The following is a 26,090-nucleotide window of genomic DNA, read 5'->3' on the forward strand; positions in this document are numbered from 1 at the left end:
GGTGCTGCCAAGTCTTTTTGTTTTGGTGCGGCGCAAACGATGCTGCGCCCTTAGGCCTCAAAGGCTACCTGAAAAAATATTCCCCATTCCCATCCAGTTATCGCAAAGAAAACCGTTATGACTGTTTCCGTGATCCAAGACCTGCAAGCGCGCGGCCTCATCGCGCAAACCACCGACATCGAAGCGCTGGACGCTTTGTTGAGCCAACAGAAAATCGCCCTCTACTGCGGCTTCGACCCCACTGCCGACAGCCTGCACATCGGCCATCTGCTGCCCGTGCTCGCCCTGCGCCGTTTCCAGCAGGCCGGGCACACGCCGATTGCTTTGGTGGGCGGTGCAACCGGTATGATTGGCGACCCCAGTTTCAAAGCGGTGGAGCGCAGCCTCAATTCCGCCGAAACCGTGGCCGGCTGGGTGGACAGCATCCGCAACCAGCTCAAACCGTTTTTGAGCTTTGAAGGCGAAAACGCCGCCATCATGGCCAACAATGCCGACTGGTTTGCCGGCATGAACTGCTTAAGCTTCCTGCGTGACATCGGCAAGCATTTCTCCGTAAACGCCATGCTGAACAAAGAATCCGTGAAGCAGCGCATTGACCGCGACGACGTGGGCATCTCCTTCACCGAATTCGCCTACACGCTGTTGCAGAGCTACGACTTCGCCGAGCTGAACAAACGCCACGGCGCGTTGCTGCAAATCGGCGGCTCCGACCAATGGGGCAACATCACCAATGGCATCGACCTCACCCGCCGCTTGAACCAAAAACAAGTATTCGGCCTGACCCTGCCGCTGGTAACCAAATCCGACGGCACCAAATTCGGCAAAACCGAAGGCGGCGCGGTGTGGCTGAACGCGAAGAAAACCTCGCCCTACCAGTTCTACCAATTCTGGCTGAAAGTGGCCGATGCCGACGTATATAAATTCCTGAAATACTTCACCTTCCTGAGCATCGAGCAAATCGACGCCATCGAAGCCCAAGATAAAGCCAGCGGCACCAAGCCCGAAGCCCAGCGCATCCTTGCCGAAGAAATGACGCGCCTGATTCACGGCGAAGAAGCCCTCGCCGCCGCGCAGCGCATCAGCGAGAGCCTGTTTGCCGAAGACCAAAGCAGCCTCACCGAAAGCGACTTCGAACAGCTCGCCCTCGACGGCCTGCCCGCATTTGAAGTTTCAGGTAGCCTCAATGTGGTGGAAGCCCTGGTGAAAACCGGCTTGGCTTCGTCCAACAAAGAAGCGCGCGGTTTTGTGAACAGCAAGGCGGTGCTGCTCAACGGCGCGCCCGCCGAGCAGAACAACCCGAACCACGCCGCCGAACGCCCCGACGATGCCTACCTCATCGCCGACGCGCACAAACGTTTCGGCAAATACACCATCCTGCGCCGCGGCAAACGCAACCACGCGCTCTTGGTGTGGCAATAATCTTCTAAAGCCAAGCGAAAGGCTACCTGAAAATCTGCCGCGGCATTTTTCAGGTAGCCTTTCTGTTAGTTTACCTATTGAAAATATTGCCAATCATCCGGCAATCAAGGCGGCTTGGAAAGGCAGGTTCCGGCGCCGGCCAAACCGTTTCTCCGCCGGCGGGCAGGTTGTCGGCAGGGCGGCTTTCGGCGTATGATTCGCCGCTGCGCTTGCCCGGTTTCCGCCGTAGAACGAAAGCCATGCTCCGGCCAAACAGTAGATTTTGCAGAACGCGCAGGCATTCCCCGCCTGTTCTGCAAAATACTATTGAATCGAGAAAAAAATGACACAGGCAATCAACCAAATCCGGCTGGCCGACGAAGCCGCCCGCCCGCCGGAAACCATCCTGGTAAACATCACGCCGCAGGAAACCCGCGTGGCGCTGCTGGAAGAAAACAAAGTGTGCGAGCTGCACATCGACCGCAACAGCGGCCACGGCCTGGTGGGCAATATTTATCTGGGCGTGGTGCGGCGCGTGTTGCCCGGTATGCAGAGCGCCTTCATCGACATCGGCCTGGAGCGCGCCGCCTTCCTGCACATCGTGGACGTGCTCGAACAGCGCCAAAAGCCCGAAGAAACCCAGCGCATCGAGCATATGCTGTTTGAAGGGCAAACCATTCTCGTGCAGGTAATCAAAGACCCGATCAACAGCAAAGGGGCCCGCCTTTCCACCCAAATCTCGCTGGCCGGGCGCTTCCTCGTGTATCTGCCGCAAGACAGCCACATCGGCATTTCCCAGCGCATCGAAGACGAAAATGAGCGCAACGGCCTGCGCGAGCGCCTCAAAGCCCTGCTGCCAGAAGAAGGCAACCACGGCTACATCATCCGCACCAGCGCCGAAACCGCCCGCGACGAAGAGCTGCAAGCCGACATCGACTACCTCACCAAACTCTGGCAAGACATCCGGCAGCGCTCCCAAAACAGCCCGCCCGAAACCATGCTCTACCAAGATTTGCCGCTCAGCCTGCGCGTGCTGCGCGACATGTTCAACGGCAACACCCAAAAAATCTTCGTCGATTCCGCCCACAACTACCAGCGCATGCAGGATTTCGCCAGCCAATACGTGCAAGGCGCCGTGGAGCGCATCCAACACTATCAGGGCGAAAAGCCCCTGTTCGAGCTTTTCCCCGTGGAGCAGGAAATCAACCAATCGCTCCAGCCCCGCGTGGATTTAAACTTCGGCGGCTACCTCATCATCGAAAGCACCGAAGCCATGACCACCATCGACGTGAACACCGGCGGCTTCGTGGGCGCGCGCAATTTCGACGAAACCATCTTCAAAACCAACCTCGAAGCCTGCCACGCCATTGCCCGCGAGCTGCGCCTGCGCAACCTCGGCGGCATGATTATTGTGGATTTCATCGACATGGCTAGCGACGAACACCGCCAAGCCGTGCTCAGCGAGCTGGCCAAAGCCCTGCGCTTCGACCGCACCCGCGTTACCCTCAACGGCTTCACCAGCCTCGGCCTGGTGGAGCTCACGCGCAAACGTTCGCGCGAAAACCTCAACCACGTATTGTGCGAGCCGTGCCCAGTTTGCCAGGGCAGGGGCTACCTGAAAACCGCGCAAACCGTGTGCTACGAAATCCAGCGCGAAATCGTGCGCGAATCGCGCCGCTTCGACGCGCGCGAATTCCGCATTCTGGCCGCTCCGCCGGTGATCGATTTGTTTTTAGACGAAGAATCGCAATCGCTGGCGCTGCTCATCGATTTCATCGGCAAGCCGATTTCGCTGATGGTGGAAGGCAGCTATACGCAGGAGCAGTTTGATATCGTGTTGTTGTAGCGCGGAGCGAAGAAAAGGCTACCTGAAAACCGGTTTGGGGTTTTCAGGTAGCCTTTTGCCATGTGGGGAAACGGTTGGATGATACGGAAAGGATAAAGGCTACCTGAAAACGCAGCGCAGCGAAGTTTCTGCGAAGCTAAAATTTTCAGGTAGCCTTTTGCGCTGTGCGGCGGTTATTTTTTCAGCGAATCGCGGATTTCGCGCAGCAGCAGGATTTCTTCGGAAGGTTCGGCCGGGGCTTCTTCGGCGGCGGGGGCTTCTTTTTGCAGTTTGCTGATGCCTTTGATCACGGCGAAGATGGCGGTGGCGATAATCAGGAAGCTGATTACGGTGTTGATAAAGAGGCCGATGTTGAGCGTTACCGCGCCGGCAGCTTGGGCGGCGGCGAGGGTGGCGTAGCCTTCGGCGGGGGCGTTGGCGCCGTCTTTCAGGGTGATGAACAGGTTGGAGAAATCCACGCCGCCCAAAATCAGGCCGATGGGCGGCATGATTACGTCGTCCACCAATGATTTAACGATGCCGGAAAAGGCGGTGCCCACCACCATGCCGACGGCAAGGTCGATCACGTTGCCGCGCATGATGAAGGCTTTGAATTCGTCGCGAAGTGCCATGTGTGTTTCCTTTAAGTGTGGTGAAAAATCGGCGGCATGATAATGGTTTTGTGTGCCGCCGTCTGTATGTTGCGGATAAGTTTTGTTAAGTGTTGGTGGGGCGGGGCGGGAATGGGCAGATTATTCGATTTCGCTGCTGTTGTTTGGCAGGATATGGCGGCTATTTGCGGCTACCTGAAAACGAAAACGCCAATGCGGGCTGAACGGATCAGCCCGGCTGCATCAGGGCGCGGATTTCTGCCAAGGAAATGGCGGGGGTGGCGCCGTGGCGGGTAACGTTGAGGGCGCCGATGGCGCAGGCGAAGGCGAGGGTGTCGGCGGGGGCAGCGCCGGAGAGCAGCTGGTGCAGGAAGCCGGCGAGGAAGCTGTCGCCCGCGCCCACGGTGTCGGCCACGTTTACGTGGAAGCCGTGGTGGGCGAGGATTTCGCCATGGCGGAAGTAGAGCGCGCCGTGTTGGCCGAGGGTAACGCAGAGGTGGTCGGTGCGGGTGTGGCGGGCGAGGTAGTGCAGGTTTTGCTCGAGGCTGCGGTAGGGTGAGCCGAAGGCGGCGGCGAGCTCGTAGAGCTCTTCGTCGTTGAGCTTGATGAGGTGGGCCTGCTGCATCAGGCTGAGCACGCGCTGGGCGTCGTAGTGCGGCTTGCGCAGGTTCACATCGAGCACACGGAAGCGGGCGGCGGGCAGGAGCTGCTCGAGCGCGGCGCGGGATACGGGGTCGCGGCCGGAGAGGCTGCCGTAGATGAAGGCGTCGGATTCGGCCACGCGCGCGAGGGCGGCTTCGGTGACGCGGATTTTGTCCCAGGCGCAGGGATAGACGATTTCGTAGCCGGCGCTGCCGTCGGCTTTGAGCAGCACTTTCACCAGGCTGGTGGCGTGTTCTTCGTCGATCTGCACGAGATCGGCGGCCACGTTGCGTTCGGCAATCTGGCGCAGCAGTTCTTCGCCGTCGGCATCGCGGCCGCAGCGGCTGATGATGCTGCATTCGGCGCCGAGGGAGGCGAGCCGCACCAGGATGTTGAGCGGGGCGCCGCCGAGGGCTTTGCCGCCGGGAAAGTCGTCCCATAATACTTCGCCGAAGCTGCTGATTTTCATGATGACTCTCTAAGGTTGGGGGTTGGGGGAGGATGTAGTGGATTAACAAAAATCAGGACAAGGCGACGAAGCCGCAGACAGTACAAGTAGTACGGCAAGGCGAGGCAACGCCGTACTGGTTTTTGTTAATCCACTATACCTGAAAAATGGTGGGGATGTTTTCAGGTAGCCTCAAGCATTTTACTGCTTTGTCTGTTTAACGGCCGATGGGGAAGAAGAGGAAGGGCTGTCAATTCTGCCCGATGCCGAGGCGGCGGAAGGCTTCGGCGCAGGAGATGCGGGTGCTGTCGGCCAGCAAATCGGGGCGGACGGATGCGAATTCGCAGTGGCCGCTGTTGCTGAGGATGAAGCTGTAGCGCTCTTGGATTTGGTTGTGTTGGTAGTGCTCGGCATCCCAAATTTGGTAGCGTTGGTTTTGCGGGATGTAGCGGTAGTTCAGGCGCGGGCCGTGCATTTCACCCCGGCGGTTTTGCAGGCTGATGGAGGCGCGTTCGCCTTGGGTGAGGGAGAAGCAGGTTTGGGCGCCGTTGGCATCGGGCGGGGTGCAGCCGCTGGGGTTGTTGCGCCGATATTGTTCTTCCAGGGCTCTGCGTTCGGCGGGGCTTAATATGCTGCGCGGGTCTGGCGGGCGGCGTGGTTCGGCCGGCTGTTGCGCGGCGGGTATGCAGTTTTGGTTGCCGTAAATTTGCAGGCAGTGCCCTATCCGCTCTTGAAGCTGCCGGTCGGCTTCGCGGCGCATGCGCTCGTTGGCCGGGTCGGCTTGGGCGGTGTGGCTGGCGAATAGGGCGGCCAGCGCTAGGAGCGGGAATAGGCGGGATGGTTTCATGGGTTGGTTTCTTTATTTGTTTGCCAAGGGGTAGGTTTGGGGCTCGACATACTTTTCTTGTGCGGCATTATAGTGGATGAGGAAGGCTTGGTTGCGGTAGCGTTTGAAGCCGTCGAAGCCGGATACAGTGAGCTGCAGCGGGTAGATGCCTGCAGTGGGGCGGGCGTGGGGCATGATGCGGAAGGAGGCGGATAGTTCATACCATTCGGCACGGCATTTTTGGCGCTCAGCGGGAGTATTGGGTCGATAGGTGTCGCGGTTGGTATGACAGTTGTCTAGATAGTAGCCGTTACTTGTTTCGGTTGTGATGCGGCTTTCGCTAATTTTGCCTGCGCCGTTGTGGATAAAGATAAGAATTTCCGAGCTGGCATAACCGTGGTTTAGGTAGGACATAGGCGTCATAAAACCCCAACGCTCTCTGCCGAATTGGCGGAATGACCAATATTTGGCTTCGGGCGTGAGGCCATAAGTCCCGATTTCGATGTAGTGTTTAGCTGCCAACAGTTGCCAGCCACCGTTCTCTTGTTTCAGCACAAATATGCCAGCCAAGCCGGATTGCCTCCGGCCACCGCTGCTTTCACCTTTATCAAAGTCAAACATATCGCCGGTGTATAGCAGATACATCAGCCTGCCCTGTGCTGTTTGGCGGATTTCACGTTTGGTTTGGCGCATGCAGAATTCGCCGCCTTCGTTGGAGTTGTATTCTAATTCTGCGTCTGAGGGGCTGGCTCGGAAGCAGCGGTGTTGCTGCGAATAGTTCCGGTAGTAGAGTTGAACGATTTGCTCGGGGGTTTGCGCTCTGGGCATGGCTTTTTGCAGCCGGTGGGGCTGGGCGAGTGCGGTGTGCGCGTGGCTGGCGGCGGTGCTGAGGAGCAGGGCGAGGAGGAGCGGGGTTTTCATGATGGCAAAGAATACATTGTTTAACTGCGTTGAGGCTCGCGCTTTCAGGTAGCCTGGCGAAGAATAGGCTACCTGAAAATCGTTGAGCACTTTTTTCAGGTAGCCTTCGTGCGCTTTACACGTTGAACAGGAAGTGCATCACATCGCCGTCTTGCACCACGTATTCCTTGCCTTCCACGCGCATTTTGCCGGCTTCTTTGGCTTTGGCTTCGCCGCCGAGCGACACAAAATCATCGTAGGCGATGACTTGGGCGCGGATGAAGCCGCGTTCGAAGTCGGTGTGGATGACGCCGGCGGCTTGCGGGGCGGTGTCGCCTTTATGAATCGTCCAGGCGCGGACTTCTTTCACGCCGGCGGTGAAGTAGGTTTGCAGGCCGAGCAGGTCGTAGCCTGCGCGGATCAGGCGGTTCAGGCCGGGCTCTTCCAAGCCCATTTCGGCGAGGAACTCGGCTTTTTCGTCGTCTGCCAGCTCGGCGATTTCGCTCTCCATGGCGGCGCACACGGCCACCACGGGGGCGTTTTCTTTGGCGGCGAGCTCTTTCAGGCGGTCGAGGTGCGGGTTGTTTTCAAAGCCGTCTTCGGCCACGTTGCCCACATACATGGCGGGCTTGGCGGTGAGCAGGAACAGCGGTTTGAGCAGGGCGGTTTCGTCGGCATCGAGGCCGAAGGAGCGCACGGGCTTGCCTTCGTTGAGGTGCGGCAGCAGTTTTTCGCATAGGGCCACCAGTTTTTGCGCGTCTTTGTCGCCGGATTTGGCGCGTTTGCCTTCGCGCAGGATGGCTTTTTCCACGCTGGCGAGGTCGGCCAGCGCCAGCTCGGTGCCGATGGTTTCAATGTCGGCAATCGGATCGACTTTGCCGGATACGTGGACGATGTCGTCGTCGTCGAAGCAGCGCACTACGTTCACAATGGCGTCGGTTTCGCGGATGTTGGCGAGAAACTGGTTGCCCAAGCCTTCGCCTTTGCTCGCGCCTGCAACCAAACCGGCAATATCGACAAACTCGACGATGGCGGGCTGCATTTTTTGCGGGTTGACGATTTTTGCCAGCTCCGCCATGCGCGGGTCGGGCACTTCCACAATGCCGACGTTGGGCTCGATGGTGCAGAAGGGATAGTTTGCCGCTTCGATGCCGGATTGGGTGAGGGCGTTGAAGAGGGTGGATTTGCCGACGTTGGGCAGGCCGACGATGCCGCATTTCATGCTCATGGGTGTTCCTTAGTATGCCGTTGAATCAAATCGGCGGATTTTATCATAGAAGGCTACCTGAAAGCGTGAGCTTCAACGCAGTTAAAACTTCTGCATCGGGCTTGGCGATATTTTCAGGTAGCCTTTTGGGCGCGGGAGGCTACCTGAAAATGCCGGCTCGGTGTTTTTGGCTACGCAGAACCTGTAGCGCTCGTTTTCACTTCGTTGAAGTTGCGCTTTAGCTGCGCAGAAACTCAGCTTGGGCTGCGCCCAAACATCGCTTTCAGGTAGCCTTCGGCAGGGCGGGAAATAGGCAGCTTGGGCGCAAGGCTGTTATAATGCTGCCCCTGTTTGGCCGGCGCGTTGGCCCGGCCGCCATACCGAATAACTACAGAGCCGCACACCATTATGCTTGAGCACCTGCCTTATTTCCAGCAACACCTGCCCCGCGATTTGGGCCGCGTTAATGCGGTGATCGAGCGCGCGGTGCAGTCGGAAGTGGCGCTGATTTCGCAAATCGGGCGCTACATCATCAGCGCCGGCGGCAAGCGTTTGCGCCCCATCCTCACCATCCTCTCCGGCAAGGTGCTGGGCTACGAGCAAGACCCGCTCTACGCGCTGGCGGCAATGGTGGAATTCATCCACACCTCCACCCTGCTGCACGACGACGTGGTGGACGAAAGCGAAATGCGGCGCGGCCGCCAAACGGCCAACAATATGTTTGGCAACGCCGCCGCCGTGCTGGTGGGCGACTTTCTCTACACCCGTGCGTTTCAGCTGATGGTGTCTTCCGGCAGCTTGAAGATTTTAGACGTGATGGCCGATGCCACCAACATCATCGCCGAAGGCGAAGTGCTCCAGCTGATGAACATCGGCAACACCCAAATCACCGAAGCCGAATATGTGCAGGTAATCCAATACAAAACCGCCAAGCTGTTTGAAGCCGCCGCGCAGGTGGGCGCGATTCTGGCCGGCGCCACGCCCGAGCAGGAGGCCGCGCTGAAAGACTACGGCCGCCACATCGGCACCGCCTTCCAAATTATCGACGACGTGCTGGATTACGCCGGCAACGTGGCCGAAACCGGCAAAAACGTGGGCGACGACCTGGCCGAAGGCAAGCCCACCCTGCCGCTGATCTACCTCATGCAAAACGCCGCGCCGCCCGTGGCCGATGCCGTGCGCCACGCGCTGGAGCACGCCGACCGCAGCTATTTCGAGCAAATCCACGGCTGTGTGGCGCAATCCGATGCGCTGGCCTATTGCGTGAACGAGGCGCGCAAAGCGGTGGACGAAGCCGTGGCCTGCCTGGGAGCGCTGCCGGATAACGACGTGGCCCGAGCCATGCGCCAGCTTGCCGAAGAATCGCTGGCGCGTGTATCATAGCGGCCTTTTTATTGGGAATAGATAATTGCATCTGAACCTTATCCCGCTGTTTTTGGTGATGCTGATTTTGCTGGGCGTGCTCAGCAATAACCAATCCATCACCATCGCCGCCACCGTGCTGCTCCTGATGCAGCAAACCTTGCTGGCGCGCTATATCCCGCTGGCCGAACAATACGGCGTGCAGGCGGGCATCATCCTGCTGACCATCGGCGTGCTCAGCCCGCTGGTGTCGGGCAAAATCCAAATTCCCGGCCTGGCCGGGTTTATGAACTGGAAAATGTTTGCGGCGGTGTCGGTGGGCGTGCTGGTGGCGTGGTTGGCCGGGCGCGGCGTGCCGCTGATGAGCGAACAGCCGGTGTTGGTAACCGGCCTCCTGCTGGGCACGATTATCGGCGTGGCCTTTTTGGGCGGCATCCCGGTGGGGCCGCTGATTGCGGCGGGGATTTTGTCGTTTCTGGCCGGGAAGTGATGGATAGCAGCATAAATTTTGAGTTTTGATTTCTCGCCGTAGTTCAACGGATAGAACGTATGCCTCCTAAGCGTAAAATACAGGTTCGATTCCTGTCGGCGGGGCCATGATGAAAAGGCTACCTGAAATTTTCAGGTAGCCTTTTTTCATTTGCTTGACTTCATCCTAATATGGGACTAGATTCTTATCCCATGAAGATTATCGCCGTTTCCACTTTGCGCGAATTTTGGGCAATCCATCCGGATGCCGAGCAGCCGCTCAAGGCATGGTATGCCGAGGTGAAGCATGCCGATTGGCGCAATATGCACGACATCAAGCAAATGTTTGCCACGGCCAGCATTCTGAAAAACAACCGCGTGGTGTTCAACATCAAAGGCAACCGCTATCGGCTGGTGGCCGCGATATGGTTCGGGGCGGGCTATGTATACATCAAATTTGTCGGCACGCACGGCGAATACGACAAAATCAGTGCCGATACTGTAGAAAGGAGTTGAACCATGTTGCCGGCGTTGAAACCTATCCGCAGCGAGGAAGCCTACCGTGCCGCTTTGGCGCGCTTGGAGGCGTTTTTTGACGCTAATCCCGATGCCGCTGCTCAAGAAGAGGCGGATTATTTTGAAGTGTTGGCTTCCTTGGTGGAGGCTTATGAGGCGCGGCAATATCCGGTGGAGCCGCCCACGCCGATTGAAGCCATCAAGTTCCGTATGGAGCAAATGGGGTTGGAAGTGAAGGATATGGACGGCATCATCGGTAAACCGAACCGCGTATACGAGGTGCTGAACGGCACCCGCCCGCTCAGTTTGGCCATGATCCGCCGCCTGCACGACAAGCTCGGTATTTCCGCCGATACGCTGATTCGGGCTACCTGAAAACCGTATTGCAGAAAATTCGGATTCAGAAGGGACGGCAGCGTAGTATTACTAAGTAAAGGCTACCTGAAAAATTTAGCTTCGCAGAAACTTCGCTGCGCTGCGTTTTCAGGTAGCCTTTTTTTGCCTGCCGTTTGCGGGAAACGGGCATCAGCCGGTATTGCGCAGGCCTTGTGCCACGCCGTTGATGGTGAGGTGGATGAGGTGGATGAGCTGCGGGTTGCCGGGGTGGCGGCGCAGGCGGGCGAGCAGGGCTACCTGAAGCCAGTTGAGCGCGTTCAGATAGGGGATGCGCAGGGTGAGCGAGCGGGCTAGGGTGCGGTTGTCGGTGAGCAGGTGGTCTTGCTCGATCAGTTGCAGCAGGGCGCGGCGGCTGCGCTCGAATTCGCCGGCAATGCGCTCAAACATGGCTTCGGCGGCCTGCGGCTGGGCGGCGAGGCCCACGTAGGCGCGGGCGATGTCGAGATCGGCCTTGGCCATCACTTGTTCCATATTGGAGAGCATGGCTTGGAAGAAGGCGCTGTGCCGCACCATGTGGCGCAGGCGTTCGAGGTTGGCGGGGTTGTCGCGCAGAAGCTGCTCGACGGCGCTGCCGAAGCCGTACCAGGCGGGCAGCATGAGGCGGTTTTGCGTCCAGGAGAACACCCAGGGGATGGCGCGCAAATCCTGTATCCGCGCCAGGGTTTTGCGGCTGGCGGGGCGGCTGCCGATGTTGAGGCTGGCGATTTCGTTGATGGGGCTGGTTTGCAGGAAGTAATCGACGAAATCGGGATGGGTGATGAGCGCGCGGTAGTAGGCGAAGGCGGCGTCGGAGAGGGATTGCATCAGCGCGGCGTCGGGCTCTTCGGTGCGGTGCGGCAGCAGGCTGGCTTCGAGTGCGGCGGCCACCAGGGTTTCCAGGTTACGCTCGGCGTTGTCGGCGTCGGCGTATTTGGCGGTGATCACTTCGCCTTGCTCGGTGATGCGGATCTGTCCGGCCACGCTGCCGGCGGGCTGCGCCAGCACGGCTTCGTAGGAGGGGCCGCCGCCGCGCCCCACGCTGCCGCCGCGGCCGTGGAACAGGCGCAGGCGCACTTGGTGTTTGGCAAACAGTTTCACCAGCGCCTGCTCGGCCTGATACAGCACCCATTGGCTGGTCACGTAGCCGCCGTCTTTGTTGCTGTCGGAATAGCCGAGCATGATTTCTTGGATGTTGCTGCGGCCGGCGAGCAGGTGGCGGTACCAGGGCAGGGAGAAGAGGTGATCCATCACGCCGATGCACTCTTGCAGCGCTTCGATGGTTTCAAACAGCGGTACGATGTTGAGCCGGCTTTCAGGTAGCCCTTCGGCATTCAGGCGCAGCAGGCCGGTTTCTTTCATAATCAGAGCCAAGGCCAGCATTTCGCTGGCGTTTTCGGCGTTGGAAATAATGCTCTGGCGGATGGCGTCTTCGCCGAATTCGGTTTTGATGGTGGCGGCGGCGCGGAAAATGGCCAGCTCGTGCTCGGTGGCTTCGCTGTATTGGGCAAACGGGCTGTGCAGCGGGCGCGGGGAAGACAATTCGCGCAGCAGCACGCGTTCGCGTTCGGCTTCGCCCAGCTCTTGCAGGTTTTCCAGGCCGGCGGCGGCAAAGAGCTCGGCGGCCACGTCGATGTGGCGCTGGGCGTGCTGGCGCAAATCCAGCGGCATCAGATAGAAGCGGAACACGGAGGCGGAGCGGATGAGGTCGGCCAGGCGGCCGTCGGCCAAGAGGCGACTGCCGTTGTCGCACAATGAAGCGCGGATGGCGTGCAGGTCGGCCAAAAATTCTTCCACCGTGGCATACGGCTCGAGCAGGCCGAACAGGCTGCCCAGCCCGCTGCCAAATTTGCGGGCGGTGGCCACAGTGCGGGCGATGATGTAGGCCAGGGCGCGGCGGTAGGGCTCTTCTTCGTGCGCTCGCTCGGTGTCGGGCGATTGGGCAGATAAAGCCAGCACTTCGGGGCTCACGTTGACGCGCCGCACCGACATGGGCAACTCTTCATACAATTTATACAGCTGGCTGCGGTAGAAGCGGAACACGGCGCTCACCTGCTGGGCGAAGGCAGCGCGCAGGGTGTCGGCGGACACGAATGGGTTGCCATCGCGGTCGCCGCCAATCCAGCCGCCAATGTGCAGCACGTTGGGCAGGCGGCTGTGCGGGTAGGCTGCCTGAAGCGCGGCCTCCAGCTTGCGGTATACGCCGGGCACGGCAGTAAAGAAGCTAAGCGGGAAATACATGATGCCGTTGCTGATTTCGTCGGCTACGGTGATTTTGAAGTGGCGGTTTTCATTGGTTTGCCACAGCGTCCACAGCATGGTTTGCACCTGCTGCTGCAAGCGGTCTTCGTTTTGGCCGGCCTGGCTGGCGCGGCGGTCGAGCAGGTTGCGGATTTGGCGGTGCAGGGTGAGGATGGTTTGGCGCTGCACTTCGGTGGGGTGGGCGGTGAGCACGGCAGCCACTTCGGTGTGGTCGAGCTGTTGTTGCAGCGCTTCGGCGTTCACGCCCTGCTGGCGCAGCAGCTCGAGGGTGTGGCCGAAGGTGGATTTCACATTGTCGCGGGTGTGGCTGTGGGCGAGGCGGCGGCGCTGGTGGTGCGCGTCTTCGGCAATGTTGAGGATTTGCGCAAACAGGCCGCAGGCGCGGATGAGGTCTTCGAGCTGCTGGTCGTTGAGCTGCGGCAGGCTGCGCGCCACCACTTCCTGCGGCGCTTCGCCGCTAATCAGCGCGGCCACGGCGTCTTGCACGGGGCGGTCGGTTTGCGCGGCGAGCACGGTTTGCAGCGCATCGGTGAGGAAGGCGACGTCGTCGAAGAGGGGGGCGTCTTTGTAGGGATGCTGGGGTTGTTCGAGCATAGCGGGGAGTTCCTTTGCAGAGGGTTATTCTTGGGTGAGCCGGGAAAAGCGCAGCGTACTGTTGGGATAATCCAAGCCGTACACGCACCAGATTAATGCAAAATAGGCCAAAGCATGCAGTGGCCAGCGGGCAGGGAGGCTACCTGAAAACAGCGGGGCGGAGGGCAGGCAGGTAAACAGGATGCCAGCCAACACGGAGGCCAGCGCCAGCCATTGGTACACGCGCATGCCGAGAAAATACGGCGTTTGCGGTTCGCCGCGCAGCGATTCTTCCACGAAGCGGAACGCGCCGCTGAGAATCAAATACATGCCGGCAATAAACGAAGCGGGCATGTGCAGTCGGTATAAGCGCCACAGCAGGAAAAAGCTCAGGAAATTGGCGGCGATGGAGTAAAACTGGGTGGGGTGCAGGTTTTGCCCCTGCCAGCCGGCCAGTTTGCACACGCGCGATTTTTCGTGGAAAAAACGTATGCCCGGCATCTCGGTGGGGATGCCGTGGCAGCAGCCCTGAATCAGGCAGCGGCAGCGGCCGAACAGCTGGATGGGGCAGGCAGCCAGCGCGGCCGTGCCCAACAGCGTCCAGCCGCCCAAATCCGAGCAGGCGGCAATCAGGCAGCCGGCCAACACAATGCCCAGCACGCTGCCGTAGTAGCCGAACGGGCGCAGCAGCGCCGACGAGCCTTCCACCCATTGCGCCCACAAGCCCGCGCCGATAAATCCGGCGATGCCCAGCAACCACACCACCCACAGATACTGCGGCAGCAAATAAGCCAGCACCAGAAAACCGCATACGCCGCCCAAGGCAGCATAAAAGCCGTGGTTGATCAGCCGCAGGCGGCCGAAACGCCATTCGTGCCACGAATTGGCAATCGCTTCGGCAGCACGCAGCAGCCTGCGGTATATCGGCTGCCGGTGGCGGATAGCCAAATAAGCAGCTGCCCCGGCCAGCACATCGGCCAAGGTATGGTTGTGCGTGGTCAGGCAGCTCATGATCACCAACGCCGCCAGCACAGCCCATACCATACGCCACTGCGGGCGGCATAGGCAAGAATAGCGTGCCGCCAGCAGCGCCCAAAACACATGGAACGAAGGCAGCGCCGCCGCCGCGCTGTCGTATTCCCGCCCCTGCGCAATCCAGTGCAGCCATAAAGAATTTTCAGGTAGCCTGCCGTAGCGCACGGCAGCCGGAATAACGAGATAACAATAAAAAATCAGCGCCATGCCCCAAAAGGCATCCAAGGCAAAGCCGCGCAGCAGACGGTTTTGCCGCAAACACAGCGGCAGCAGCCCCGCCCACGGATAGAGCAGCACATAAAACACCACGCTGAAGCCCCACAGCGGCACCGCCTCATCCCAAGCGCCGTTGCTATACCACACATCCGGCGGCACCCCCAGCCACACAAATGCTTCATATAGCAGCAGCCACAGCAGCCAAATCTCCAGCCCGAGCAGCAGCCGCTTAGAGAAAGAAACCTCGTGCCCGTTGTCTGGCGGCAGGCTGAACCAGCCGTAGTGCAGCAGCGGGCGCGCGCCGAACTGCCTCTCCATCACCTCGCGCTCGAAGCCCGCCACATAAGCCGCTGTGAGCAGCGCAAACAGCGGCGACACCAGCCACAGCCCGCCCGGCGACTGCGCATACAGCGCCGTGCCCGCACACAGCCAAACCGCGCCGGTGTAAATCGGGTGGCGGCACAGCCGGTAGGCGCCCGAAGCCACGAAATGCTGCGGCGGAAACGCATTCATCGGCAGGCCGCCGCCGCGGTGCCACAAATTGTGCATCGCCCACAACATCAGCGAGAGCCCGGCCGCCGCCAGCAGCGCGCCAGCCAGCGGATAAGGCGGCACCGGCAGCCGCACCGCGCCCGAAGTGTGCCGCGCCCAAAAAATCAGCAGCAGCGGCAGCAGCAGGCAGAACACGGCGGCATAAGCCGTTTTTTGCAGAGCAAGGTTTATTTTTGCCATAACACCCTCTCGTATAAAGCCCAGCCTTCCACGGCAATATTTTCAGGTAGCCTCAAGGTGGCGCGGCTTTTCCATTTCTGTTCGCGGCTGGATAGGAAGCGCCGGCCAAACAATAGCCGCAGCACAGGATTGCGCTCGGCAATGGCCAGCAGCGGCTCGTCTTTAATCGTTTGCGGCGCGGCAAAATCCAAGCGCAGGCCGAATGCCGGCGCCGACAGCCCGCTGGCCTCCAGCACGAAATCTTCGGTGAGCAGGCCGTTGTAAAACAAACGCCGCAGCGGCACTTCGCCGCGCCATTCGATCCACACCGCATAATGTGCCTCCGACACAAAGCGCCCCCAATACAGCTCGCGCAGGGGCAGCCGTTGCGGCCAAAAGTCCATTTCCAGCGTTTCGGCATAGCCCAGGCCATGGTATTCCCGCCCGTTTAAGGCTACCTGAAAACGGGCGGCCGGCGTGTGGGCATGCCATGTCAGTTGCCCGCTGCCGGCCGGCAGGGCAAGGCGGACGCCGTCGGCCAGCGCCTGCCAGCGGCCTTCGAAACCGAGCTTGGCTTGTTGGATGCCGCCGGGGAAAAGCTGCGGGGCGCGCAGGCAGCTGCGCTCGCTGGTGCGTCCTTCGGCTGGGCTGAAAATCAGGGCGGAATAGGGCAGGGTGAGGCCGTGGCAATGCAGCTCGGCCGCGTAGGCAATCAGGGCGTTGCCGGAGGGGTCGATGCCGTCGAAATAGTGTTTGCGCAGGCGGAACATGATGGATGGGCGGTGCGGCCGCTTGGGGCTACCTGAAAAACGAGGTTGCCGCTTAGGCCAAGCTTTCAGGTAGCCTTTGCCGGCGGCGCGGGGTTGCCGACGGCGGCCTAGATGAAGTGGCGGGGATGGGGAGGAAAACGGGTTGCTTGGTGTGCGCCCGGCCTACAGCGCGGCTTCGTCGCGCTCGCCGGTGCGGATGCGCACCACGCCTTCCACCGGCAGGATGAAGATTTTGCCATCGCCGATTTTGCCGGAGTTGGCGGCCTGCACGATGGTTTCAACCGCCTGCTCCACCATGCTGTCTTCCAGCACGATTTCCAGCCGGATTTTGGGTAGGAAGTCCACCGCATATTCCGCGCCGCGGTAGATTTCGGTGTGGCCTTTCTGGCGGCCGAAACCTTTCACTTCGGTTACCGTCATGCCGTTGATGCCGATGTCGGTGAGCGCGTCGCGCACGTCGTCGAGTTTGAATGGCTTGATGATGGCTTCGATTTTTTTCATGGGCGTTGTCCTCGTGTGAACCGGCGGCAAAGCTACCATAAGCCCGCCGCGCTTTCAATCGCCGCCAAGATGCCGACAGGGCGGGGCGGATTTGGCGTATAATCGCGCACTCTTGTCCATTCCTTTCCTGCGAGTCTGCACCATGCCTATCCTCTTCCTGCGCGGCGAGCGCGCCCTGTCTGATTTCCGTGTTGAAAAACTGCGGCAAAAAGCCGCCGCCCTGAGGCTACCTGAAACCGAAATCCGCAGCGAATACTGGTATTTCGCCGATTGCGCCGCCCAGCCGAACGCAGAAGAAACGGGCAAGCTCGAAGCCCTGCTGGCCGGGCAGATGGCGCGGGAGCTGCCGCAGTCTTCCGGCAGTCTGCACCTCTTCCTCATCACCCCCCGCCTGGGCACAATTTCCCCCTGGGCTTCCAAAGCCACCGAAATCGCCAAAAACTGCGGCTTTGCCGGCATCGGCCGCATCGAGCGCGGCATGGCGGTGTGGCTTTCAGGTAGCCTTTCCGAAGAGCAGAAACGCCAATGGGCGGCTTTGCTGCACGACCGCATGACCGAATCCGTGCTGCCCGATTTTCAGGTAGCCGCCAAATTGTTTGCCCACCCCGAAGCGCAAACCTTCGCCACGGTAGACGTGCTTTCCGGCGGCCGCGCCGCGTTGGGAAAAGCCAATACCGACTTGGGCTTGGCACTTTCGCCCGACGAAATCGACTACCTGCTGGAAAACTACCGCGCCTTGCAGCGCAACCCCTCCGACGTGGAGCTGATGATGTTCGCCCAAGCCAACAGCGAACACTGCCGCCACAAAATCTTCAACGCCGACTTTATCTTAAACGGCGAAAAGCAGCCCAAATCCCTGTTCCGCATGATTCGCGACACCCACGAAGCCGCACCCGCCGGCACGGTGGTGGCCTATAAAGACAACGCCTCCGTAATCGAAGGCGCCAAAATCAAACGCTTTTATCCGCACGCCGACGCCGCGCAGGGCTACCGTTTCCGCGAAGAAGACACGCACATCCTGATGAAGGTGGAAACGCACAACCACCCCACCGCCATCGCCCCCTTTGCCGGCGCGGCCACCGGCGCCGGCGGCGAAATCCGCGACGAAGGCGCCACCGGCCGAGGCGCGCGCCCCAAAGCCGGCCTCACCGGCTACACCGTTTCCAACCTCAATATCCCCGAGCTCAAGCAGCCTTGGGAACACGGCTACGGCAAGCCCGCCCACATCGCCTCCCCGCTCGACATCATGATTGAAGCCCCCATCGGCGGCGCCGCCTTCAACAACGAATTCGGCCGCCCGAACCTGCTGGGCTATTTCCGCACCTTCGAAGCCGAGTTCGACGGCCAAATGCGCGGCTACCACAAGCCGATTATGATTGCCGGCGGCTTGGGCAACATCCAGGCCGAGCAAACGCATAAGCACGAAATCCCCGAAGGCGCGCTGCTGATTCAGCTCGGCGGCCCCGGCATGCTCATCGGCCTGGGCGGCGGCGCGGCCTCATCAATGGACACCGGCGCCAACGATGCCGCGCTCGACTTCAACTCCGTGCAGCGCGGCAACCCCGAAATCGAACGGCGCGCGCAGGAAGTGATCGACCGCTGCTGGCAGCTCGGCGCGGCCAACCCGATTATCGCCATCCACGACGTGGGCGCGGGCGGGCTTTCCAACGCCTTCCCCGAGCTGGTGAACGATGCCGGGCGCGGCGCGGTGTTTAAGCTGCGCGACGTGCCGCTGGAAGAACACGGTCTCACCCCGCTGCAAATCTGGTGCAACGAAGCGCAGGAGCGCTATGTGCTGTCGATTCTGGAAAAAGATTTGGATACTTTCCGCCAAATCTGCGAACGCGAACGCTGCCCCTTCGCCGTGGTCGGCACGGCCACCAACGACGGCCACTTGCAGGTGCGCGACGATTTGTTTGCCAACAAGCCCGTGGATTTGCCGCTCAACGTATTGCTCGGCAAACCACCCAAAACCACCCGCACCGACCACACGGTAGGGCTACCTGAAAAACCGTTTTCAGGTAGCCGCATCGGGCTGAATGAAGCCGCCTACCGCGTGTTGCAGCTGCCCGCCGTGGCTGCCAAAAACTTCCTCATCAACATCGGCGACCGCAGCGTGGGCGGCCTCACCCACCGCGACCAGATGGTCGGCCGCTGGCAAACCCCCGTGGCCGACTGCGCCGTAACCATCATGGGCTTCGACACCCACCGCGGCGAAGCCATGGCCATGGGCGAAAAGCCCGCCGTGGCGCTGTTTGACGCGCCCGCTTCGGGCCGGATGTGTATCGGCGAAGCCGTTACCAACATCGCCGCCGCCAACATCGGCGAAATCGGCCACATCAAATTCTCCGCCAACTGGATGGCCGCCTGCGGCAATGCGGGCGAAGACGAAAAGCTCTACCGCACCGTGCAGGCCGTGTCGCAGATGTGCCGGGAAATCGGCGTGAGCATCCCGGTGGGCAAAGACAGCCTTTCCATGAAAACCGTGTGGCAGGAGGGCGCGGAGAAGAAAGCCGTGGTGTCGCCTTTGAGCCTGGTGGCCACCGCCTTCGCCCCCGTGCGGGACGTGCGCAAAACCGTTACCCCCGACATCAAGCCGGTGGCCGACAGCGTGCTGCTGCTAGTGGACTTGGGCTTCGGCAAAGCCCGCATGGGCGGCTCGGCGCTCACGCAGGTGTACGGCGAATTGGGCGGCGAAGCGCCCGACATCGAAGCAGGCTACCTGAAAAAGTTTTACGACGTGGTTCAGCAGCTGGTGCAGGAAGACAAACTGCTCGCCTACCACGACCGCAGCGACGGCGGCCTGTTTGCCACGCTGGCGGAAATGGCATTTGCGGGGCGGTGCGGATTGGATATTGATATAGGCGAGCTTGCTTACCAGTCTGAACAAATGCTGAATTGGTTGGATAAACAGCAGGATACTATGCCTGACGACGAGTTTGCTTGCTTGGTAAACAAATTGTTGTTCAATGAAGAGTTGGGTGCAGTGCTGCAAGTGCGTACACAAGATAAAGCTTATTTGTATGAATTGTTTGAAGAGCAAGGTTTAGGAAAGGTAACCCGATACAGCCCTGAATGTGGTATTGCTTTGGTGCAACACATGATTGCAGAAATCGGTTTTAGCACCCAGCATCAAAATATCATCATTACTTGCCAAAATGATGAGCTCTTCCGTGAAAACAGCTTAGACCTGCAACGCGCCTGGCAGTCCACCTCCCACCAAATCCAGCGCCTACGCGACAACCCCGCCTGCGCCGATAGCGAATTCGCCCTCTTGGCCGACAAAGAGCGCGGCAAGCTCTTCGCCGAGCTCAGCTTCGATGTGAAGCAAGACATCGCCGCGCCCTATATTTCAGGTAGCCTCAAGCCCAAAATCGCCGTGCTGCGCGAACAGGGCGTAAACGGCCACGTGGAAATGGCCGCCGCCTTCACCCGCGCCGGCTTCGACGCCTACGACGTGCACATGAGCGACCTGATGGCCGGCCGCACCCGGCTGGAAGACTTCCAAATGCTCGTTGCCTGCGGCGGCTTCAGCTACGGCGACGTGCTCGGCGCAGGCGAAGGCTGGGCCAAATCCATCCTGTTCCACAGCAAACTGCGCGACCAATTCGCCGCCTTCTTCGCCCGGGGCGACACGCTGAGCTTGGGCGTGTGCAACGGCTGCCAGATGATGGCCAACCTCGCCGAAATCATCCCCGGCGCGGCAGCCTGGCCCAAGTTCCGCCGCAACGAGAGCGAGCAGTTTGAAGCCCGCCTGAGCATGGTGCGCGTGCCGAAATCGCCCTCGCTGATTCTGGCCGACATGGCCGGCAGCAGCCTGCCCGTGGTGGTGAGCCACGGCGAAGGCCGCGCCGATTTCAGCCACCTGGGGCAGCCTGCCAACCAAGTATCCGCCGGCCTGCACACCGCCATGCAATACATCGACGGGCAGGGCAATCTCACGCAAACCTACCCGCTCAACCCCAACGGCTCGCCGCAAGCCATCGCCGCCGTTACCACCGCCGACGGCCGCGCCACCATCATGATGCCGCACCCCGAGCGCGTGTACCGCAGCGCGCAGATGAGCTGGCTGCCCGAAGCATGGCGCGATAGCGAATTGGCCGGCTGGTACCGCATGTTTGCCACCGCGCGCAAAGTGTTCGGCTAAAGTGCAAGGCAGGGCAAAGGCTACCTGAAAACGTGAAAACCATTTTTCAGGTAGCCTCCATTATGCGCAGAACGGAGCAAGGCATGGAAATCAATCTGCTGGTGTTAAAACCCTCCAAAATATTCGGCGATCCAAACGAACTGGCAAACTTCCGTTTTGCTAACGGCAAGGGCTTTCCCGCCTCCTATCAACGCTTTGCCAGGCACTACGGCTGGGGCAGGGCGCTGGGGAACTACCTCGTCCACATTCCGGCAAACCCGCAATATTGCGACTCCTGGCAGCAGGCAAGGGAAGCGGTGAAAGCCACCTATCTTTATGATTTAGAAGAATATGAAGGCTTTTTCTCCAAGCAACACCTCCGCCTGATGGCCAGGATGGAATGTTTTGCCAAAAGCGAATCCGGCACGTATCTGTTTTGGGATATTGAAAGCAGGCCGAGCCAAAACGAATTCGATATTTACGCTTTCGACTTCAGGGAAGAGCCCTTCTTCATCGGCTGCTCGCTGGATGAAGTTTGGTTTAAGCTCACCCGCGAATCCGATGCCACCGCCGCCCTGCGCGCCGCACCGCGCCAGGCTGTTTTTGAAGGATTCGATTCAATCGGATAGCAGGCTACCTGAAAACGATGTCTTGGCGCAGCCAAGGGCGAGTTTCTGCGAAGCTAAAGCGCAGCGCCAACGCAGTGAAAACGAGTGCCGCGAGCATCTGCCAAACTAAGATTTTCAGGTAGCCTTCCACACAGCCTTAGCCCGAACCGGCGCATATCCGCTATAATCCGCACTTCCGTTTATCTTTAAGCAATCCCCAAAGCGAATCATGGGACAAAAAATCCAAGCCGTAAAAGGCATGAACGACCTCCTGCCGGTGGAGCAGAAAGATTTCAAGCTCACCGCCGCCTTCTGGCAGGCCTTTGAAAACACCGTGGGCGCCTGGACGCGCCGCTTCGGCTACCGCCAAATCCGCACCCCCATCGTGGAGCAGACCGGCCTGTTCGTGCGCTCCATCGGCGAAGACACCGACGTGGTGGGCAAAGAAATGTATACCTTTGCCGATTCCAACGACACCCTCAGCCTCAGCCTGCGCCCCGAAGGCACCGCCTCCTGCCTGCGCGCCGTGGTCGAGCACAACCTGCTCTACAACGGCCCGCAGAAACTCTGGTATATGGGCCCCATGTTCCGCCGCGAACGCCCGCAGAAAGGGCGCTACCGCCAGTTTCACCAAGTGGGCGTGGAAGCCCTGGGCTACGAAGGCCCCGATATCGATGCCGAAATCATCGCCATGTGCGCCGATTTGTGGCGCGAGCTCGGCATCAGCCAATATCTCACCCTGGAAATCAACAGCTTGGGCAACCGCGAAGAGCGTGCCGCCCACCGCGCCGCCCTGGTAGGCTACCTGAAACAGCACAAAGCGGCGCTAGACGAAGACAGCCGCCGCCGCATGCACACCAACCCCCTGCGCGTGCTGGACAGCAAAAACCCCGATTTGCAGGAAATCTGCAACGCCGCCCCGCGCCTGGCCGACTACCTCGGCGAAGCCTCCCGCGCCCACTACGCCGGCTTCAAAGCCCTGCTCGATGGCCTCGGCATCGCCTATGTGGAAAACCACCGCCTGGTGCGCGGGCTGGACTACTATAACCAAACCGTGTTCGAATGGACCACCGACAAACTCGGCGCGCAAGCCACCGTGTGCGGCGGCGGCCGCTACGACGGCCTGATTGAAGAGCTCGGCGGCAAACCCGCCCCCTCCATCGGTTTTGCCATGGGCGTGGAGCGCCTGCTGCTCTTGGTGTACGAATACGGCAGCCTGCAAGCCGATGCCGCGCCCGATATTTATGTGATACACCAAGGCGGCGATACCCTGCTGGCCAGCATGCAGTATGCCGCCGCCGCCCGCGCTGCCGGTTTCAACGTATTGCAGCATTCCGGCAGCCAAAAGCTGGTGGTGCAAATGAAAAAGGCCGATGCCTCCGGCGCCAAAGTGGCGCTGATTGTGGGCGAGGGCGAGCTGGCCGAAGGCAAAGTGAGCCTGAAAGACATGCAGCAGGGGCGCGGCCAAGCGAGCGTGCCCGCTGCCGATTTGCTTAAACAACTGAACGAATGGATAGGTTAAATGGCTGTTTACGATTTAAAAGACCAAGAAGAAATTGAGAATTTCAAATATTTCTGGCGCAGCTGGGGGCGCTGGCTGTTTGCCTTGCTCGTGGTGGCCGCCATCGGCTATTTCGGCTGGGTGGTGTACCGCAGCCACCAGCGCGGCGTGGGCAGCGAAGCCGTGGCCGTGTTCGACCAGTGGGCGGAAGACAGTCAGGCCGGCAAGCCCGCCGAAGCCGCCAAGCTGCTCGCCCGGCTGCAAAGCGACTATTCCGGCAGCGTATCTGCCGCGCAGGCCACGCTGATGCAGGCCGGCACCGCCTTTGAGCAGGGCAAATACGACGAAGCCGCCGGCCACCTGAACTGGGTGCTCAAATACCAGGAAGACCCGCTCATCCGCGCCCTGGCCATCCAGCGCCTGGCCGTGGTGCAGCTGGAGCAGCAGAAATACGATGACGCGCTCGCCACCCTGGCTATGCCTGCCGATGAAGCCTATGCCGGCATCCTGCTCGAAACCAAGGGCGATGTGTATGCCGCGCAAGGCAAACGCAGCGAAGCCGCCGCCGCCTATAAGCAGGCGCTCGACAAACTGCCGCAGGAAGACGAAGGCCGCCAGTTTTTGCAGCTGAAAATCGATCAGATGAGCTAAACGCAGCGCCCAAAATGAAGGCGGCTGTTGCCGGCGGGAAATCCCGTGGCAACAGCCGCTTTTGGTTTTCAGGTAGCCTTTTGGGGATATGCGAATTAGGCGGGAATGAGGGAATCAAGCAGCAAACCCGCGCCAAATAGGAAATTAACGGCAAACGCCAGCCGCACGATGGCCGGCAGTTCGCGCCCGGCGGCAGCAGGTGTGGCGGCGGCATAGAGGCGGCGCAGGTGGGCGGCGGCCAGGGGCAGGGCGGCGAGCCAAATGAGGCCGGCGGGGGAGGAAACGGGATAGGCGGCATAGCAGGCGAAGGCGGCGGCAAGGAGCAGGCTGTGCAGGGTTTGGCTGCGGGCAAAGCCCAGGCGGGCGGCGGGGGTGTGTTTGCCGGAGCGGCGGTCGCTTTCGATGTCGCGGATGTTGTTGATGTGCAGCACGGCGGCGGCGAGTAGGCCGCAGCCGGCGGCGGGCAGCCAGCCTGCGCCCGGGCAGGCGCCCTGTTGCAGGTAGGCGCTGCCCTGCACGCCGAGCAGGCCGAAAAACAGGAATACGCTGATTTCGCCCAGCCCGCGGTAGCCGTAGGCATAGCGGCCGAGGGTGTAGCCGAGGGCGGCGGCGGTGGCGAGCGCGCCGAGTAGCAGGAAGGTGAGCCATTCACGCGGGCTGCGCAGGCTCACGGCAAGCAACGTGCCACCGAGCAGCAGGGCGGAGAGGATGGCGGCGGCGAGGATGCGGCGCACTTGCGTGGGGGCCACCTGCCGCGCGGCGGTGAGGCGGGCGGGGGCTTCGGCGGCGCGGTATCGGTCGGTGCCGCGCAGGCCGTCGCCGTAGTCGTTGGCGATGTTGGAAACGATTTGCAGGGCGAGTGCGGTGAGCAGGGAGAGGGCAAACACGCCGAAACGCCAGGCGGCGGGGTTGGCATGCCAGGCCAGGGCGTTGCCGCAAAATATGGCGGCGGCAGCCAGCGGCAGGGTGCGCGGGCGGGCGAGCGAGAGCAGGGTGGGGAGCAGGGGCATGGCGGGTGGGAATAGGGAGAGGCTACCTGAAAAATGCGGCGGCGTTAATGCAGCAGCCACACGGCGGCGCGGATTACAAGCAGGCTCATCAGCGCGGCGATGATGTCGTCGAGCATCACGCCGAAGCCGCCGCTCACTCGTTGGTCGAACCAGCGGATGGGCGGCGGTTTTACCGCGTCGAAGAAGCGGAAGGCGGCGAAGGCGGCGAGCCACCAGGGCCAGCTTTGCGGCGTGAAGGCGAGCACCAGCAGCATGGCCACGATTTCGTCCCACACGATGCCGCCGTAGTCGTGCACGCCGAGGGCGGCTTCGGTTTGGTTGCAAATCCAGATGCCGGCGGCAAACAGGGGCAGGCAGAGGAGGGCGAGCAGCCAGCCTTCGATGCCCAGCGCGATGAGCAGGGCGGCAATGGGCAGGGCGGGCAGGGTGCCGAAGGTGCCAGGGGCAAAGGGGGCGAGGCCGCTGCCGAAGCCGAAGCCGAGGAAGCAGGCGGGGCGGCGCAGCAGCCAGCGCAGGGTGGGGCGGAAGGCGGGTTGTTGTTTAGCCAAAGTGGTCGAATCCTAAATGGGAAAGGTGCAGCTCGCTGCCGTTGGCGCGCAGGATTTTCAGGTAGCCCGAACCGTTGATGCGGCCGATGCGGGCTATGGGGGTGCGGCTGCTTGCGGCGGCGGCGAGCACGGCGGGGCGCTCTTGCGGCGGGGTGGTGAACACGAGCTCGTAGTCGTCGCCGCCGGCGAGGGTGAGCTCGTGTAGGCTTTGATCGGGCAGGCATTGGCGCAGGCCGGGGGCGGTGGGCACGTGGTCGGCAAAGAGCTCGGCGCCCGTGCCGGAGGCGCGCAGGATGTGGCCGAGGTCTTGGGCGAGGCCGTCGGAAATGTCTTGTGCGGCGGTGGCGAGGGGCAGCAGGGCTTGGCCGAGGGCGACGCGCGGGGTGGGGCGCAGGCGGGCGGCTTCGCATTCGGCAAACAGGTTTTCAGGTAGCCTGATTTTTTGCCAGATGTGGTGCAGGGCGGCGGCGGCAAGGCCGATTTGGCCGGACACCCAGATGTCGTCGCCGTTTTGTGCGCCGCTGCGGCGCAGGGCTTGGCCGGCGGGCAGCTCGCCGGTGATGGCCACGTTGAAGGCAAGATCGCCTTTGGTGGTGTCGCCGCCGATGAGGGTGATGCCGTATTGGCGCAGCATGGCGAAAAGGCTACCTGAAAATGCTTGCAGCCAGGCGGGATCGAGCGCGGGCAGGGCGGCGCTGAGCATCACCCAGCGCGGGCGGGCGCCCATGGCGGCCATGTCGGAAATGTTTACGGCGAGGATTTTATGCGCGAGGTCGGCGGGGGGAACTTCGGGGAAGAAGTGGCGGCCGGCGAGCAGCATGTCGCTGCTGAAGCATAAATCATAGCCGGGGCGGGGGCGGACGATGGCGGCGTCGTCGCCGATGCCGAGCAGGAGATCGGGGTCGGCGGGCTGCTTGGCGGCGAGGTAGCGGCGGATGAAGTCGAATTCGCCGAGGGGTTTTGCGGTGGATTGGGGCATGGCGGGGTGGTTTGGGGGTGGGCG

General features: G+C 61.0%; 22 protein-coding genes and 1 tRNA gene. 11 read left to right on the forward strand and 12 right to left on the reverse strand.

The window, feature by feature from the left end; genetic code table 11:
- Positions 1–117: 117 nt before the first annotated feature.
- A complete protein-coding gene (gene tyrS, locus A7P95_RS05865; protein WP_067592556.1) occupies positions 118–1,419 on the forward strand; it encodes a tyrosine--tRNA ligase in 1,302 nt (433 codons plus the stop codon).
- Positions 1,420–1,741: 322 nt separating this feature from the next.
- The gene (rng, locus tag A7P95_RS05870; RefSeq protein ID WP_067592558.1) at positions 1,742–3,244 is read left to right on the forward strand and encodes a ribonuclease G; all 1,503 of its coding nucleotides are present in this window, start codon (positions 1,742–1,744) and stop codon (positions 3,242–3,244) included.
- A gap of 173 nt (positions 3,245–3,417) precedes the next feature.
- On the opposite strand, the gene mscL is transcribed toward rng, so the two are convergent.
- The 5 genes from mscL to ychF form a co-directional block, all read right to left on the reverse strand.
- A complete protein-coding gene (gene mscL, locus A7P95_RS05875; protein ID WP_067592561.1) occupies positions 3,418–3,855 on the reverse strand; it encodes a large conductance mechanosensitive channel protein MscL in 438 nt (145 codons plus the stop codon).
- 208 nt (positions 3,856–4,063) lie between these two features.
- Positions 4,064–4,945 carry a carbohydrate kinase family protein gene (locus tag A7P95_RS05880; RefSeq protein WP_067592564.1) on the reverse strand — a complete coding sequence of 294 codons (882 nt, stop codon included), beginning with the start codon at positions 4,943–4,945 and terminating at the stop codon, positions 4,064–4,066.
- A 229-nt stretch (positions 4,946–5,174) separates the two neighbouring features.
- Entirely contained in the window at positions 5,175–5,771 is a 597-nt protein-coding gene (locus A7P95_RS05885; protein ID WP_067592567.1) for a hypothetical protein, read from the reverse strand.
- 12 nt (positions 5,772–5,783) lie between these two features.
- Positions 5,784–6,671 (reverse strand): hypothetical protein, encoded by an 888-nt coding sequence (locus tag A7P95_RS05890; protein ID WP_245636581.1) that lies wholly within the window; start codon positions 6,669–6,671, stop codon positions 5,784–5,786.
- Positions 6,672–6,786: 115 nt separating this feature from the next.
- On the reverse strand, positions 6,787–7,878 hold the full coding sequence (ychF, locus tag A7P95_RS05895) for a redox-regulated ATPase YchF (RefSeq protein WP_067592570.1): 1,092 nt from the start codon (positions 7,876–7,878) through the stop codon (positions 6,787–6,789).
- Between the two features lie 387 nt (positions 7,879–8,265).
- On the opposite strand from ychF, the gene A7P95_RS05900 reads away from it, so the two are divergent.
- The 5 genes from A7P95_RS05900 (at position 8,266) to A7P95_RS05920 (ending at position 10,578) form a co-directional block, all read left to right on the forward strand.
- Positions 8,266–9,240: a polyprenyl synthetase family protein gene (locus tag A7P95_RS05900; protein ID WP_067592573.1), complete on the forward strand. Its 975-nt coding sequence runs from the start codon at positions 8,266–8,268 to the stop codon at positions 9,238–9,240.
- Between the two features lie 25 nt (positions 9,241–9,265).
- Positions 9,266–9,709 (forward strand): DUF441 domain-containing protein, encoded by a 444-nt coding sequence (locus tag A7P95_RS05905; RefSeq protein WP_067592576.1) that lies wholly within the window; start codon positions 9,266–9,268, stop codon positions 9,707–9,709.
- A 32-nt stretch (positions 9,710–9,741) separates the two neighbouring features.
- Positions 9,742–9,816, forward strand: a tRNA-Arg gene (locus tag A7P95_RS05910).
- An 84-nt stretch (positions 9,817–9,900) separates the two neighbouring features.
- Positions 9,901–10,203, forward strand: a complete 303-nt coding sequence (locus A7P95_RS05915; protein WP_067592579.1) for a type II toxin-antitoxin system HigB family toxin — start codon at positions 9,901–9,903, stop codon at positions 10,201–10,203.
- Between the two features lie 3 nt (positions 10,204–10,206).
- Complete coding sequence (locus A7P95_RS05920; protein ID WP_067592581.1) at positions 10,207–10,578, forward strand: helix-turn-helix domain-containing protein; 372 nt, start codon at positions 10,207–10,209, stop codon at positions 10,576–10,578.
- A 150-nt stretch (positions 10,579–10,728) separates the two neighbouring features.
- On the opposite strand, the gene ppc is transcribed toward A7P95_RS05920, so the two are convergent.
- From ppc to A7P95_RS05940, 4 genes are all read right to left on the reverse strand, one after another.
- Entirely contained in the window at positions 10,729–13,431 is a 2,703-nt protein-coding gene (ppc, locus tag A7P95_RS05925; RefSeq protein ID WP_067592584.1) for a phosphoenolpyruvate carboxylase, read from the reverse strand.
- A gap of 24 nt (positions 13,432–13,455) precedes the next feature.
- Complete coding sequence (locus A7P95_RS05930) at positions 13,456–15,393, reverse strand: prolipoprotein diacylglyceryl transferase family protein (RefSeq protein ID WP_067592587.1); 1,938 nt, start codon at positions 15,391–15,393, stop codon at positions 13,456–13,458.
- Positions 15,381–16,142 carry a hypothetical protein gene (locus A7P95_RS05935; protein WP_067592590.1) on the reverse strand — a complete coding sequence of 254 codons (762 nt, stop codon included), beginning with the start codon at positions 16,140–16,142 and terminating at the stop codon, positions 15,381–15,383. The genes A7P95_RS05930 and A7P95_RS05935 overlap by 13 nt, the downstream gene beginning before the upstream one ends.
- A gap of 162 nt (positions 16,143–16,304) precedes the next feature.
- Positions 16,305–16,643: a P-II family nitrogen regulator gene (locus tag A7P95_RS05940; protein WP_067592593.1), complete on the reverse strand. Its 339-nt coding sequence runs from the start codon at positions 16,641–16,643 to the stop codon at positions 16,305–16,307.
- Between the two features lie 142 nt (positions 16,644–16,785).
- Between A7P95_RS05940 and purL the strand changes: the two genes are divergently transcribed.
- The 4 genes from purL (at position 16,786) to A7P95_RS05960 (ending at position 23,529) form a co-directional block, all read left to right on the forward strand.
- Positions 16,786–20,790 carry a phosphoribosylformylglycinamidine synthase gene (purL, locus tag A7P95_RS05945; RefSeq protein ID WP_067592596.1) on the forward strand — a complete coding sequence of 1,335 codons (4,005 nt, stop codon included), beginning with the start codon at positions 16,786–16,788 and terminating at the stop codon, positions 20,788–20,790.
- 32 nt (positions 20,791–20,822) lie between these two features.
- Positions 20,823–21,398 carry a hypothetical protein gene (locus A7P95_RS05950; RefSeq protein WP_156503522.1) on the forward strand — a complete coding sequence of 192 codons (576 nt, stop codon included), beginning with the start codon at positions 20,823–20,825 and terminating at the stop codon, positions 21,396–21,398.
- Between the two features lie 208 nt (positions 21,399–21,606).
- Positions 21,607–22,899: a histidine--tRNA ligase gene (gene hisS, locus A7P95_RS05955; RefSeq protein WP_067592602.1), complete on the forward strand. Its 1,293-nt coding sequence runs from the start codon at positions 21,607–21,609 to the stop codon at positions 22,897–22,899.
- Positions 22,900–23,529 (forward strand): YfgM family protein, encoded by a 630-nt coding sequence (locus tag A7P95_RS05960; RefSeq protein WP_067592605.1) that lies wholly within the window; start codon positions 22,900–22,902, stop codon positions 23,527–23,529.
- Positions 23,530–23,624: 95 nt separating this feature from the next.
- Here the strand turns inward: A7P95_RS05960 and menA are convergent, their stop codons facing one another.
- The 3 genes from menA to thiL are packed head-to-tail and all read right to left on the reverse strand — an operon-like array spanning position 23,625 to position 26,066.
- Positions 23,625–24,599, reverse strand: a complete 975-nt coding sequence (gene menA, locus A7P95_RS05965) for a 1,4-dihydroxy-2-naphthoate octaprenyltransferase (protein WP_245636582.1) — start codon at positions 24,597–24,599, stop codon at positions 23,625–23,627.
- The gene (locus A7P95_RS05970) at positions 24,584–25,087 is read right to left on the reverse strand and encodes a phosphatidylglycerophosphatase A family protein (RefSeq protein WP_067592612.1); all 504 of its coding nucleotides are present in this window, start codon (positions 25,085–25,087) and stop codon (positions 24,584–24,586) included. Before A7P95_RS05970 ends, menA begins: the two co-directional genes overlap by 16 nt.
- Entirely contained in the window at positions 25,080–26,066 is a 987-nt protein-coding gene (thiL, locus tag A7P95_RS05975; RefSeq protein ID WP_067592615.1) for a thiamine-phosphate kinase, read from the reverse strand. Before thiL ends, A7P95_RS05970 begins: the two co-directional genes overlap by 8 nt.
- Between the last annotated feature and the right edge of the window lie 24 nt (positions 26,067–26,090).

This window comes from Eikenella longinqua (genome assembly GCF_001648355.1).
GTDB lineage: Bacteria > Pseudomonadota > Gammaproteobacteria > Burkholderiales > Neisseriaceae > Eikenella > Eikenella longinqua.